Genomic DNA, 13,812 nt, shown 5'->3' on the forward strand with positions numbered 1-13,812 from the left:
GCCTCGAATCCACGCCAACCTCGGGAAAACACCTAGGGCAACGCTGAACAAGTCCCTCGCGCGTCGCGCATCCCGGCTGCGGGCGGTCTGCTTCGTTGCAAATCCTCGCCATAGCTGCGGCTATGGCTGCGGTTTGCGCCTCGCATCCCATCCCGCGGCCGGGCGCGCGCCATCACGGGAACTTATTCAGCGTTGCCCCAGCGCCCGGTGACCTTCAACGCGGCCCGAGCAGGGAACGCAGGGCTTCGGCCGTCGCGCCCTCGCCCGCAGCGACGGTTTCCGGCGTGCCGGTGGCGACGATGCGCCCGCCGCCCGCGCCACCTTCGGGGCCGAGGTCGATGATCCAGTCGGCCTCGGCGATGAGGTCGAGGTCGTGCTCGATCACGATGACGCTGTGGCCCGCGTCGGTGAGCCGGTGCAGCACCCGGATGAGCCGCTCCACGTCGGCCATGTGCAGGCCCACGGTCGGCTCGTCGAGCACATAGAGCGTGTGCGGGGCGCGGCTGCCGCGACGCGCGACGTCGTCGCGCACCTTGGAGAGCTCCGTCACGAGCTTGATGCGCTGCGCTTCGCCGCCGCTGAGGGTGGGCGAGGGCTGGCCGAGCGTGAGATAGCCCAGGCCCACGTCCTGCAGCAGCCGCAGCGGATGCGCGATGGCGGGCATGGCGGCGAAGAATTCCACCGCCTCGTCGACCTCCATGCGCAGCACATCGCCCACATGTTTGCCGCGCCAGGTGACGGCGAGCGTCTCGGCATTGAAGCGCGCACCGTGGCAGGCTTCACACGGCACCTTCACATCGGGCAGGAAGCTCATGGCGATGGTGCGCATGCCCTGCCCTTCGCAGGCCGGGCAGCGCCCCTCGCCGGTGTTGAAGGAAAAGCGCGCCGGACCCCAGCCGCGCGAGCGGGCCTCGAGCATCTCGGCGTAGAGCTTGCGAATGGCGTCCCAAAAGCCGACATAGGTCGCGGGGCAGGAGCGCGGCGTTTTGCCGATGGGGGTCTGGTCGACCTCGAGGACGCGCTCGATCGTCTCGAAGCCCGAGAGCCCCGCGCAGCCCACGAGCGGCGGCGCGCGGCCCGCGTCCAGCGCGGCGCGACCCTCGCGCGTGCTGCGCTGCTGCACCCAGGCCTGCACATTCGTGAGCAACACGTCGCGCGCCAGCGTGGACTTGCCCGAGCCCGACACGCCGGTGATGGCGACGAGCCGCGTGAGCGGCACTGACACCGTGAGGTTTTGCAGGTTGTGCAGCGACGCGCCGTGCAGCGTGAGCCAGTGCGTGGGTTCAGCCCCGCCGCCCGCCCCGCCACGGTCCGCGGGCCGCACCGGCCGGCGTGCGCCCAACGGGTGGCGGATCGCCTCGCGCAGATAGCGGCCGGTCAGCGACTCCGGCGCGGCCATGAGGTCTTCGGCGCTGCCCTGGGCCACCAGCTGCCCGCCGCGCGTGCCCGCGCCGGGGCCGATGTCGATCAGGTGCTCGGCGCGACGGATGGTGTCGGCATCGTGCTCGACGACGAGCAGCGTGTTGCCCTGCGCGCTCAAGGCCTGCAGCGCGTCGAGCAGGATGCGGTTGTCGCGCGCGTGCAGTCCGATCGTGGGCTCGTCGAGCACGTAACACACGCCTTGCAGGTTCGAGCCGAGCTGCGCGGCCAGCCGGATGCGCTGCGCCTCACCGCCCGAGAGCGTGGGCGCGCCGCGGTCGAGCGTGAGGTAGGCGAGCCCGACCTGTTCGAGGAAGGCGAGCCGGCTGCGGATTTCGGGCAGCAGGTCGCGCGCGATCTCGGCCTCGCGCCCGGTGAAGGCCAGCGCATCGACCCATTGCCGCACCGCCGACACCGGCAGCGCCGCCACATCGGTGATGGCCCAGGAGGCGTCGCCCGCATGCAGCCGCACCGCGCGCGCCGTGGCGTTGAGCCGGGTGCCGCCGCAGCTCGGGCAGGCGGTGCCTGGCAGGTCGTCGGGCTCGGGTTCGACGAAGGTCTGTTCGCGGCCGCGGGCGTCGTCGTCGCGCGGGGTGTCGTCGAGCGCGCGGCGCTGCGCGGCGGTCAGCGCCAGGCCCGTGCCCACGCAATCCGGACACCAGCCGTGCTTGCTGTTGTAGGAAAAGAGCCGGGGATCGAGCTCGGGGTAGGAAGTGGCGCAAACCGGGCAAGCACGCCGCGCCGAGAACACCTCGAGCCGCCCGATGCCCGCGCCGTCACCGCCGGCGGCCAGGGCCTCGGCCAGGCCGTCGAGCGCGCTCAGAACATGCACCACGCCCTTGCCGAGTTCGAGCGCGCGCGCCAGGCCCTCGCGCAGCAGGGGCTCGTTTTCGGGCGTCACGGCGAGGCTCAGCACCGGCAGTTCGACCGTGTGCTCCTGGTAGCGGTCCAGCCGCGGAAAACCCGTGGTCGGCAGGAACGCGCCGTCGACCCGCAGGTGCGTGTGCCCGCGGCCACGCGCCCAGTCGGCGAGTTCGGTGTAGACGCCCTTGCGGTTGACCACCAGCGGCGCGAGCAGACCGATGGTCTGGCCGCGGTGCGCCTGCAGCAGCTGCGCCGCGATGCGCTCGGGCGTCTGCGGCTGCACCGCCGCGCCGTCGTGCACGCAGTGCTGCACGCCGAGCTTGACCCACAAGAGCCGCAGGAAGTGCCAGATCTCCGTGACCGTGCCCACCGTGCTCTTGGCGCCGCCGCGCGAGAGCCGCTGTTCGATCGCCACCGAAGGCGGAATACCGTAGACCGCATCCACCTCGGGCCGGCCTGCGGGCTGCACGATCGAGCGCGCGTAGGCGTTGAGGCTCTCCAGGTAGCGGCGCTGGCCTTCGTTGAACACGATGTCGAAGGCCAGCGTGGACTTGCCCGAGCCGCTGACCCCGGTAATGACGTTGAAACGCCCGCGGGGGATGTCGACACTGAGGTTTTTCAGGTTGTGCTCGCGCGCGTGCACGACGGAGATCTGCTCTGGCGCCGATTCTTTGGCCTTTTTGCCCAGACGCCGGCGTGATTCGCCAACCTCTTGCTCATATTTTTGAAGTGCCGACGCCTCGGTTGCGACGCCCGTGCCCAGCCCCAGGGCGCGCTCGTAGGCCGCGAGCGCCGCGCCCGTGTGCGAGTGCGGATGCCGACGCAGCTCCTCGGGCGAGCAGGCCGCGATGAGTTGACCGCCGGCCTCGCCCCCCTCGGGGCCGAGGTCGATGACCCAGTCGCTGGCCCGGATGACGTCGAGGTTGTGTTCGATGACGATGACCGAATGCCCCGCGTCGAGCAGCTTGCGAAAGCTCTTCATCAGCTTGGCGATGTCGTCGAAGTGCAGGCCGGTGGTCGGTTCGTCGAACAGGAACAGCGTGCCCTTGCGCGCCAGCGGCTGGCGGCTCGCCGCGGCGGTCTTCATCGCCTCGGCCAAGTGCCCGGCGAGCTTGAGCCGCTGCGCCTCGCCGCCCGAGAGCGTGGGCACGCTCTGGCCGAGCTGGATGTATTCGAGGCCCACATCGACGATGGGCTGCAGCGCGCGGATCACCTCGCGGTCGGCCTGGAAACACTCAACCGCCTCGCTGACGGTGAGTTCGAGCACCTCGGCCACGTTGAGCCAGCGGCCGCCGCGCTCGATGCGCACCTCGAGCACCTCGGGCCGATAGCGCTTGCCGTCGCAGTCGGGGCAGCGCAGATACACGTCGCTGAGGAACTGCATCTCGACATGCTCGTACCCCGAGCCGCCGCAGGTCGGGCAGCGGCCATCGCCCGAGTTGAAGCTGAACTTGGCAGCCGTGTAGCCGCGCTGCCGGGCCAGCGGCGCCTCCGCAAACAGGCTGCGGATCGCATCCCACGCGCCGACGTAGCTCACCGGGTTGGAGCGCGCGGTTTTGCCGATCGGCGACTGGTCGACGAACACCACGTCGCCGAGGTGATCGGCGCCGAGCAGCCGGTCGTGCGCGCCGGGCGCCTCGGTGGCACGGCCGAAGTGGCGCAGCAAGGCCGGCGCGAGCACATCCTGAATCAGCGTGGACTTGCCCGAACCGGAAACGCCGGTGACGCTCACCAGCCGCTGCAAGGGAAACTCCACCGTCAGAGCGCGCAGGTTGTGCTCGCGCGCGCCTTCGAGGATGAGCCGCGGCGTCGCCGCGCTCACGAGCCGCTTGATGCCCATGCTGATCTGCCGCCGCCCGCCGAGGTAGACGCCGGTGAGCGTGTCGGCGCCGCGCAGCGCCTCGGGCGTGCCGTCGAACACGATGCGCCCGCCGCGCGCGCCCGGCCCCGGGCCCATGTCGAGGATGCGGTCGGCTTCGAGCATCACCGCCGGATCGTGCTCGACCACGACCAAGGTGTTGCCCGCGTCGACCAGCCGACGCATCGCGCGGTTGATGCGGTCCATATCGCGCGGATGCAAGCCGATGCTCGGCTCGTCGAGCACGAACAAGGTGTTGACGAGCGAAGTGCCCAGCGCCGTGGTGAGGTTGATGCGCTGCACTTCGCCGCCCGAGAGGGTGCGGCTTTGCCGGTCGAGCGTGAGGTAACCCAGCCCCACGTCGCAGAGGTACCGCAGCCGCGTGCCGATCTCCTCATACAGCAGCTTGCGCGCGGGCTCCTGCGCCTCGGGTGCGGCGGCCAGCCGGTCGAAGAACCGGCGCAGCCGCTCGATGGGCAGCAGCATCAGGTCGTGCAGGCACAGGCCGGGCAGCGCCTCGAGCTGCGCGCGGCCGTAGCCCACGCCCTGCGGCAGGAAGCGCGCCGCAGGCTCGAGCACGGCGTCCGCATCCGCCTTGCTGCCGATGCGCCACAGCAGGCTCTCGGTCTTGAGCCGCGCGCCGCCGCAAGCCGGGCACGGCGTGTAGCTGCGGTAGCGCGAGAGCAGCACCCGGATGTGCATTTTGTACGCCTTGCTCTCGAGATACTCGAAAAATCGGCGGATGCCGTACCACTGCTGGTTCCACTGGCCGTTCCAGTTCGGCGAGCCTTCGATGACCCAGCGCTGCTGCTCCGGGGTGAGGCGCATCCACGGCGTGTCGCGGGGAATGCCTGCGGCCTCGGCGTGGCGCATCAAGTCGTCCTGGCACTCCTTCCAGGCCGGCGTCTGGATGGGCTTGATGGCACCGGCGCGCAGCGTGCGCTTTTCGTCGGGAATCACCAGCCCCCAATCGACCCCGATGACGCGGCCAAAGCCGCGGCAGGTCTCGCACGCACCCACGGCCGAGTTGAACGAGAACATCGACGGCGTGGGCTCGGCATAGTGCCGGTCGCTCTCGGGGCAGTGCAGCCCAGTGGAAAAACGCCAGATCTCGGGCGCGGCGTCGTCCGCAGCACCCGCGCGCAACACATACACCGTGAGCTGCCCGCCGCCGCGCTTGAGGCCAGCTTCCACCGCCTCCATCACGCGCGCAGGCTCGGCCTGGCTGAGCCGGAAGCGGTCGACCACCACATCGAGCTGCTTCACGCGGCGCGGTGGAGCGGACGGCGCCGCGCGGGCTGGCTTTTTCTTCTTCGCGGCGGGCGCGTCCGAGGCCTCGACGATGGGGCGCTCGACCACGCGCTCGGCCTGTACGCGGGTGTAGCCCGACAGCGACAACCATTGCGCGATGTCCTCGGCGCTCGCGCTGGCCGGCAACTCGACCGGAAAGGTCAGCACCAGACGCGGCTCGTCCGGCCCGCTGGCCTGCACCCGCCGCTGCAATTCCGCCACGATGGACTCGGGCGTGTCGTGCCGCACGGGCAGCGCGGTGTCGCGGTCGAACAGGGTGGCCGCGCGCGCGAACAGCAGCTTCAGATGGTCGTTGAGCTCAGTCATCGTGCCCACCGTCGAGCGCGACGAACGCACCGGGTTGGTCTGGTCGATCGCGATCGCCGGCGGCACGCCCTCGACCTTGTCGACCGCCGGTTTGTCCATGCGGTCGAGAAACTGCCGCGCGTAGGCGCTGAAGGTTTCGACATAGCGCCGCTGCCCCTCGGCGAACAAGGTGTCGAACACCAGGCTCGACTTGCCCGAGCCGCTGGGGCCGGTCACCACGGTGAGCTCACCGATGTTCAGGTCGAGATCGAGGTTTTGGAGGTTGTGCTGACGTGCGCCGCGGATGCGGATGGAGCCTTGAGACATGGCGGAGGGTGCCGGTGGCGGGGGAGGCGAGGCATTCTACGGAGACGCGTGACGCCGCGCCTCGCGCCGGATATTCGTGCGGGTGATTGGCGCCGCCTGTTCGCGCTGGTGATCTGCGCTGGTGATTCGCGCCAGTGACTCGCGCCGAACGGCGCGGGCGCATCGCCGCTCAGGGCACCGGCCGCTGCGTGCGCTGCACGCCCACCGGCCAGCCTTCGGCCGCATCCCACAGCGCATCGGGCAGGGGCGCTACGCCCGCGAGTTGCTGGCGCAGCATCGGCAGCGCATCGAAACCCCAGAACAGCCGGCCATCGACTTCGCAAGTCGGCACGCCAAACACGCCGCGCTCCAGCGCCTCGGCGGTATGGGCGCGCAGCCGCTCGCGCGCGGCCGCGTCGTCGAGCCGGCGCTGCGGCTCGAGCTGCGCGGCCAGCGCGGCCAGCCGTTCGGGGTCGCTCGCGTCGGCCCCGCCGGAACGCCAGACATGACGCAGCACCGTCTCACACACCCAGCGGTTGGGCTCGCCGTCGCGCCCACAGGCCACCGCCAGACGCAGCAGCGGCAAGGGGTTGAAGGGGTGTGCCGCGGGCAGATCGATCGGCACGCCGTGGCTGCGGGCCAGCCACAGCACCTGGCGGTAGGTCCAGGCGCGCTTGGACGCGATCTCCGCCGGCCCGAGCTGGCCGTGGTGCTGCAGCAGCGCCCCGAACAAAACCGGCCGGTAGCGCACGCAGTAGTTCAAACCTTCGAGCGCCTGCGGCAGCCGCTCGAACGCGAGATACGCGAACGGCGAAATCGGGTCGAACCAGAAGGTGAGGGTTTTCATCTCGGCCTCACGGTGTCGGATCGGGTTGCGCGGCGGTGCACGGCTGCCATTGCAGGCTTCGCAGGCTTTGCACACGCTCGCCGATGCGCAGCCAGACCGCGCGGCGTGCGTCTGCGTCCATCGTCGACCAGGCCGCGATCTCCTCGAGCCGGCGCAAGCAGCCCTCACACCAACCGGTCTGCGCATCCATGCGGCAGACCGAAATGCAAGGCGAAGCGGAAAAATCGCCGTTCGCCAGCGTCAACTGGACTTTCTTTGCTATGGATTCAGGATCGATCATTCCGCCTCCGGCGCGACGGTCACGTCGGCCACGGGCGCACCCGTGAGGCGCTCGAGGTCGGATGGGCTCAGCCGGAACACCGCGTGCGGATGCCCCGCGGCCGCCCAGATTTCCTCGAAGCGAAACAGCTCGCGGTCGATCAGCGCCACCGGCGGCTGCACATGGCCCAGCGGCGAGACGCCGCCGATGGAAAACCCGGTTTGCGTCTTGACGAAATCCGCATCCGCCCGGCCCAGCGCACCCACGCGCGCGGCGACCTTCTTTTCATCCACCCGCCGGTCGCCCGAGGTGATGACCAACACCGCCGCGCCATCGCTCTTGCGCCGAAAGACGATGCTCTTGGCAATCTGCCCAAGCGCGACACCCAGCGCGTCCGCCGCCTGCTGCGCCGTGCGCGCCGCATCACTCAGCATGACCGGCGCATGCGGATGGCCCCGCTCGGCCAGCACCGCGCGCACGCGCTGCACGCCAGTGGGCAAGGATTCAGTGGTGGTTTCGCTCATGGGGTGGATGGTAGCGGTGGCGGACAGCCCCTGTCGAAACTGCGGTCAGGCATCTGCCGCGGTGCCCTCGGCGGCGCCTCAGCGCTGGACGCTTCGGCAACCGGAGCTACGGTCGCCCGGTTCTGCAACAGCAACCCAGCCTGCAGTCCCCGCTTCACTGCGGCATGCGCCTCGGAGGCGCTCAGCCCCAGTTCTTGCGCCAGCCGTGCATACGTCCAGCGCTGTTCCCCCCAGGCGATCAGTTTGAGGGCAACGAGAAAGCCTTGGGGCTTGAGCTGCATGTATTCAACGTTCGCGATTTGCGGATGTTGAATACACAGAACTGCCCGTCAGCGGGCAATTACCCAGCGGAATCAAGAGGCCCCGGCCTCCGCCTCCTGCAACGCCTTCAAGGTCCGCCCCTGGGCGTCTTTCCACTCGATGCGCCCGTTCGCGCTGCGGCCCAGCACCACCGCCGCCGCCGTGCTGGGTGAGCTGAAGCTGTAGTCCTGCGTGAAGCGATACAGGCCTGCATCCAACTCCAACACGCCGTTGGCGATCAGCTCCTGCCGAAGGTCGTACATGCCGCGCACGTGCTGCGCCATCGACGGGACCGTTTCGGCCACCGCCTGCGAACCGGCCTTGACCACAAAGCCCTGCGTTGCCTCATAACCCATGGCCACCACACCCTTGCCCTTGCAGGTCAGCAGCGGATTGGCCTTGGCCGTGGGTGCTGGCGCCTGTTCAAAAGCATGCACCCCCAACACCGGCAACACGCCCAGCATGTGGGCCAAGAACACCTCCATTTCCGCCCGATCGGCCTCGCTCAGACTGGGTTCGGCGGGCTGGTTGGCATTGTCCAGCGGCATGCGCTTGGCCGCGCGGGCCAGCGCGATCAGCCGCGCCTCCAGAAACTGCACATGCGCTTTGTTCAGCTGCCCGGCCGTGGCCGTGGTGAAGCCGATGGCGCGGGTCCAGAAATCCTTCTTCGCTTGGTGGTCCTGCAGGCGCGGCAAGATAGGGTCACCCTCGCCCACGTAGAGCATCTCGCCCTCGCCGTCTGGCCGCGGCCCCAGCAGCAGGTAGACGCCGGTCTGCGCCAGCTCGGGCCGCGCCTTCACCTGCGGCAGTAGCGCACGGGGAAACACCAGCGCTTTACCGATCCAGTTGGATTTTTCGACGATACGCAAGCCGTCGGGGTCGCCGTCGGCGACGAAGATGCGGAGGGAGAACGGCGTGTTCATGGCGGTGCGCTGCGTCACAGCTTCAAAGAAGCCTTGAGAGCCCTTGAAGCCGTTGAGCTGTCTCCAGCCGTGGGGTTGAACAGACCCCGGACCCACAACTCGTTGAGCATCTTAGTCTTTTTGATGTTGTAGAGATTTGGGTTTGACTTGAGTGCTGCGGCAATCAACCAGTCCTCCAGAAAGTCCACCGCCGGCTTCTTGCCCTCGCCCTTGGCCACCTTGGCTGGGCGACCGGTTTCAGTCACTTGCGGCAAGAAGATCAATGCCGGGTGGCCCTTCTCGTACTTATCCAGAATTTCGTTGAACAACTGCAGGTGCGCCGCATTGGTGGCCTCCTTGAAGACCGACTGCTTTTCTGCCTTGCCAACGTACCAAGGCACCACGCGCTTAGCGCCTGTCGACTTGACGCCGAAGACATAACAGCCGGGTGCTGACAGTAGGCCAGAGACCGTTTCGTCCCCCTCGATGGACGCCTTCAGTTCCCTGATGTGATCCACCTTGATGATCCTGGGTGTCCGAACAAAAAACGGCCCAACCACTTCAAAACGCATGAAATCCCTCCTCTTTTATGACCTTGGGGATGCGAGATGTCACCGCTCCTCTGCACCCATAGCCGCCTGGGACAAAGGCCTTCGATAGCGTGGACTGGCGCAGTGCCTGAGCACTCTGAAGATTGGCATCTACATCAGCCTCGACGCCATGCAGGATGGGCATTTGTCGGTCGACTGCAGCAGTGATTCGCATTTGTTCCGCAACGGGCGGCAGTGGAACGCAGACAGCGCGAACCAGGCGCAAGTTGAGGTTTGGCTGCACACCGCCAGAAGACACCTTGCGCATCTCTTTGTAGTTGGCGCTTTTTTTGGCTTCGATAACGCCGCAGGCCTTGCCTTTGACGCAGAGCAGGTAGTCGGCGAAGCCCGAGCCGGCGTTGAGCAGGAATTCGCGGATAGCGACGCCCGTGGCCGCGCGGAGGTTGGCGCTGTCCACATCGCATACATGCCAGCCGGCCGCGGTGAGCACCGGGTCGATGGTCTGGCGGCGGTGGGCCTCGTGCGTCATGCGGCGGGTGGTGTCTTTGCTTCCTCTCGTTGCATTCTAGGAGCCTGTCAGAGTTGCGGATCGTCTGCAGGGCTCTGTCTCGCAATCGACGCCCAAGTCCGACAGGCTCTTCGGGGCGCACCGCCAGCCCCACGCCGTTCAGCCTGCCGTCCGCTTGACCATGAACAGCCCCGCCCCCATGGCGATGAGAACGCCGCCGAGCACTCGGTTTTGCGCGCGCCGGGCCTGGGCGGTGGCCAGCCAGCGCTGCGCGCGCGAGGCGAGGAAGGCGTAGCCGTGCATGACGATCACGTCGGTGAACAGGGTGGTGCACAGCAGGATGAGCAGCTGCGGCCACAACGCGCGCGCCGGGTCGATGAACTGCGGCAGCACGGCCACCACGAAGACGATGCCCTTGGGGTTGGTGACGTTGGTGAAGTAGCCGAGCAGCACCCGCTCCCTCACCGACGGCAGGCCCTTGCCACTGGCTGCGGTGCTGGCCAGGGTGCCGGGCGCTGCACCGCCCTCCACCGGGCTGCGCCACTGACGCCAGCCCAGCCAGATGAGGTAACACGCGCCCACGACCTTCACCACGGTGAACGCCGTGGCGGAAGCGATGAGCACCGCGCCGACGCCTATGCCTGCGATCAACAAGATGGTGGCCACACCTAATTGCAGGCCGAGGATGGTGGCGCTGGCGCCGCGCACGCCGTAGGCCAGGCCGTGCGTCATGGACAACACGGCGCCCGAGCCGGGCGAGAGCGCGATCGCCCAGGCGGCGGCAAAGTAGGCGAGCCAGACGTGCAGATCCATCGTCACCCCGCCCGCTTGGCCAGCAGCGCGCGCGCCACACGCGAGCCGCTGGGCCGCCCGAGCTGCTCGCTGATGTAGGCGCCGGCGTCGACCAGTGCGTCGAGGTCGATGCCGGTTTCGATGCCCATGCCGTGCAGCATGTAGACCACGTCTTCGGTGGCGACGTTGCCGGTCGCGCCCTTGGCGTAGGGGCAGCCCCCGAGCCCTGCGACCGAGGCCTGGAAATTCCACACGCCCATTTGCAGGGCCGCGAGCGTATTGGCCAGCGCCTGGCCGTAGGTGTCGTGGAAGTGGCCGCTGATGTGGTCGATGTCGTAGTGCGCGAGCGTGGCTTCGATCGCCGCCTGCACCTGCCGCGGCGTGCCCACGCCGATGGTGTCGGCCACGTCCACCCGCTCGACGCCGATGCCTTTCATGAGGCCGGCAAGGTAGGCGACGCGCTCGGGCGCGATCGCGCCCTCGTAGGGGCAGCCAACGGTGCAGCTCATGGCGCCGCGCACCGCGATGCCGGCGGCCTTGGCGGCGGCCACGACCGACGCAAAACGCTCGATGCTCTCGGCGATCGAGCAATTGATGTTCTTCTGACTGAAGGCCTCGCTTGCCGCGCCGAAGACGACGATTTCGTCGGGCCGGTCGCGCAGCGCCGCCTCAAAGCCCTTGAGGTTGGGCGTGAGCACCGAGTAGCGTACCCCCGGCGCGCGCCGCAGGCCCTGCATGACTTCGTGGTTGTCGGCCATCTGCGGCACCCACTTGGGGCTGACGTAACTCGTGACCTCGATTTCCTTCAGGCCCGCAGCCTGCAAGCGATGCACGAGTTCGATCTTGACGGCGGCGGGGACGGGCTGCTTTTCGTTTTGCAGGCCGTCACGCGGGCCGACGTCGATGAGGCGGACGTGGCTGGGCAAGGACATGGCGGGACCTCCGGGGTCAGCTTGGGGTTTGCAGTCGCAGCAATTCCGCGCCCTCGGCCACCTGATCGCCGGGCGCGTAGAGCAGTTCGACGACGACGCCGTCGGCGGGCGCGGTCAGCGTGTGCTCCATCTTCATCGCCTCCATCACGGCGAGCGTCTGGCCTTGGCGCACGGTGTCGCCCGGCTGCACCGCAAACGACACCACCTTGCCCGGCATCGGCGCGCTCAGCCGCCCGCCTTCGCTCGGGCCTTCGCCGGCATGGGCGAGCGCGTCGATTTCGACGATCTGCGTGGCGCCGAGGTCGCAAAACACATGCAGGGTTTCATCGCGGCCATAGACCCAGTAGCGGCGCCGCTCGCCCGCATAGCGGATGTCGAGCGCATCGCCGCCGGCGGGCGCGACTTCCAGCCGGTCGCGCAGCTCGCCCAACGCGAGGCTGTGCGATCCGTCGTGGTGGTCGTGCAGCGTCGCATCGAGCGTGGCCTCGCCAAAAACAAAGCGGATCGAGCGCTGCCACTCACCCCAGGCGCGCCAACCGTCGCGTCGGCTGAACGGGTCGTGGTCTTCGAGCGCGGCCTCGCGGCGCAGCGTGTGCGCCACCGCGGCGGCCACGGCCCGGGTCGCGCCGACCCGCTCCTGGCCGAACAAATGCTCGGCCTCGCGCGCAATCAGCGCGGTGTCGAGCTCGGCCCGGCGGAAGGACGCGCTGGCAGCCACGAGGCGCAGAAACGGCACGTTGGTCGCCACCCCCACGATGTGCGTGGCCGCAAGCGCTGCATCGAGCCGCGCGAGCGCCTCGTCGCGCGTGGCGCCGTGCACGATGAGCTTCGCCAGCATCGAGTCGTAATAGGGGCTGACGACATCGCCTTCGCGCACGCCCGAATCGATCCGCACCGGCTGCACCCCGAGCGCCGCCGCGCCCACCGGCGGCTGAAACGCCACCGATTCCGGACCACGGTAGACCTCGAGCCGGCCGGTGGCCGGCAGGAACTGCCGGTCCGGGTTTTCGGCGCACAGGCGCGCCTCGATCGCATGGCCGTGGATGCGCAGCTCCTCCTGCTGGCGCGGCAGCGGCTCGCCCGCGGCCACGCGCAACTGCCACTCGACCAGGTCCAGCCCGGTGATGGCCTCGGTCACGGGATGCTCGACCTGCAGCCGGGTGTTCATCTCCATGAAAAAGAATCGGGCGCCCACGCCCCCCGAGGGGGCCTTCGCGCCTTGGGACGGCGCGGCGGCGCTCATACCCTCTTCGACTCGGCCGTCCTCGAGACCGTAGCCCCCGGGCTGCTCGACGATGAACTCGACCGTACCCGCACCGACATAGCCCACAGCGCGGGCTGCGGCCACCGCCGCCAGGCCCATTTGCTGGCGCAGCTCGGCCGTCATGCCGGGCGCGGGGGCTTCTTCGAGCAGCTTTTGATGCCGGCGCTGCACCGAGCAGTCGCGCTCGAACAGATAGACATAGTGGCCGTGGGCGTCGCCAAAGACCTGGATTTCGATGTGCCGCGGGCGCTGCACGTATTTCTCGATCAGCACCGCATCGCTGCCAAAGCTGCTGCGGGCCTCGCGCTGGCAACTCGCGAGCGCCGCGGCGAAGTCCTCGGCGCGCTCGACCACCCGCATGCCCTTGCCGCCACCGCCAGCGCTGGCCTTGATGATGACGGGGTACCCCATCGCGTCGGCCTCGGCTTGCAGCAGCGCGGCGTCCTGGTTCGCGCCGTGGTAGCCCGGCACCAGCGGCACGCCGGCGGCCTCCATCAGCCGCTTGGACTCGGCCTTGAGGCCCATGGCCTCGATCGCCTCGGGCGGCGGCCCGATGAACACCAGGCCGGCTGCGGCGCAGGCCCGCGCGAAGGCGGCGTTTTCACTCAAGAAGCCGTAGCCGGGATGGATGGCCTGCGCACCGGTGGCGCGCGCCGCGTCGATGATGCGCTGCCACTGCAGATAGCTCTCCTGCGGGGCGCTGCCGCCGATGTGCACCGCCTCATCGCAAGCGGCGACATGCTTGGCCTGGGCATCGGCGTCCGAATACACGGCCACGGTGCGCACACCCATGCGCCGCGCAGTGGCGGCCACGCGGCAGGCAATTTCCCCGCGGTTGGCGATCAGGATTTTTTGAAACATCGGTGTTCCTTGGGCTTCAGGGGCGTTGC

10 protein-coding genes are annotated in these 13,812 nt (G+C 68.8%); all 10 read right to left on the minus strand.

The window, feature by feature from the left end; genetic code table 11:
* Nucleotides 1-214: 214 nt before the first annotated feature.
* Complete coding sequence (gene uvrA / locus EDC62_RS08290; RefSeq protein ID WP_124222538.1) at nucleotides 215-6,064, minus strand: excinuclease ABC subunit UvrA; 5,850 nt, start codon at nucleotides 6,062-6,064, stop codon at nucleotides 215-217.
* Nucleotides 6,065-6,233: 169 nt separating this feature from the next.
* Complete coding sequence (locus tag EDC62_RS08295; RefSeq protein ID WP_124222540.1) at nucleotides 6,234-6,890, minus strand: 2-hydroxychromene-2-carboxylate isomerase; 657 nt, start codon at nucleotides 6,888-6,890, stop codon at nucleotides 6,234-6,236.
* Between the two features lie 7 nt (nucleotides 6,891-6,897).
* Nucleotides 6,898-7,170 carry a DUF1289 domain-containing protein gene (locus EDC62_RS08300; RefSeq protein ID WP_124222542.1) on the minus strand — a complete coding sequence of 91 codons (273 nt, stop codon included), beginning with the start codon at nucleotides 7,168-7,170 and terminating at the stop codon, nucleotides 6,898-6,900.
* The gene (locus EDC62_RS08305) at nucleotides 7,167-7,673 is read right to left on the minus strand and encodes a YbaK/EbsC family protein (protein WP_124222544.1); all 507 of its coding nucleotides are present in this window, start codon (nucleotides 7,671-7,673) and stop codon (nucleotides 7,167-7,169) included. Before EDC62_RS08305 ends, EDC62_RS08300 begins: the two co-directional genes overlap by 4 nt.
* 353 nt (nucleotides 7,674-8,026) lie before the next feature.
* Nucleotides 8,027-8,896 (minus strand): GIY-YIG nuclease family protein, encoded by an 870-nt coding sequence (locus EDC62_RS08310; protein ID WP_124222546.1) that lies wholly within the window; start codon nucleotides 8,894-8,896, stop codon nucleotides 8,027-8,029.
* 14 nt (nucleotides 8,897-8,910) lie between these two features.
* A complete protein-coding gene (locus EDC62_RS08315; RefSeq protein ID WP_124222548.1) occupies nucleotides 8,911-9,447 on the minus strand; it encodes a hypothetical protein in 537 nt (178 codons plus the stop codon).
* The gene (locus EDC62_RS13070; RefSeq protein WP_211330959.1) at nucleotides 9,437-9,955 is read right to left on the minus strand and encodes a restriction endonuclease subunit S domain-containing protein; all 519 of its coding nucleotides are present in this window, start codon (nucleotides 9,953-9,955) and stop codon (nucleotides 9,437-9,439) included. Before EDC62_RS13070 ends, EDC62_RS08315 begins: the two co-directional genes overlap by 11 nt.
* A gap of 138 nt (nucleotides 9,956-10,093) precedes the next feature.
* Nucleotides 10,094-10,747 (minus strand): LysE family transporter, encoded by a 654-nt coding sequence (locus tag EDC62_RS08325; RefSeq protein ID WP_124222550.1) that lies wholly within the window; start codon nucleotides 10,745-10,747, stop codon nucleotides 10,094-10,096.
* A gap of 2 nt (nucleotides 10,748-10,749) precedes the next feature.
* Nucleotides 10,750-11,658 (minus strand): hydroxymethylglutaryl-CoA lyase, encoded by a 909-nt coding sequence (locus tag EDC62_RS08330; protein ID WP_124222552.1) that lies wholly within the window; start codon nucleotides 11,656-11,658, stop codon nucleotides 10,750-10,752.
* 16 nt (nucleotides 11,659-11,674) lie between these two features.
* Entirely contained in the window at nucleotides 11,675-13,783 is a 2,109-nt protein-coding gene (locus EDC62_RS08335; protein ID WP_124222554.1) for an acetyl/propionyl/methylcrotonyl-CoA carboxylase subunit alpha, read from the minus strand.
* Nucleotides 13,784-13,812: the final 29 nt, after the last annotated feature.

The sequence above is a fragment of the Tibeticola sediminis genome (genome assembly GCF_003843835.1).
Classification (GTDB): Bacteria; Pseudomonadota; Gammaproteobacteria; order Burkholderiales; family Burkholderiaceae_C; genus Tibeticola; species Tibeticola sediminis.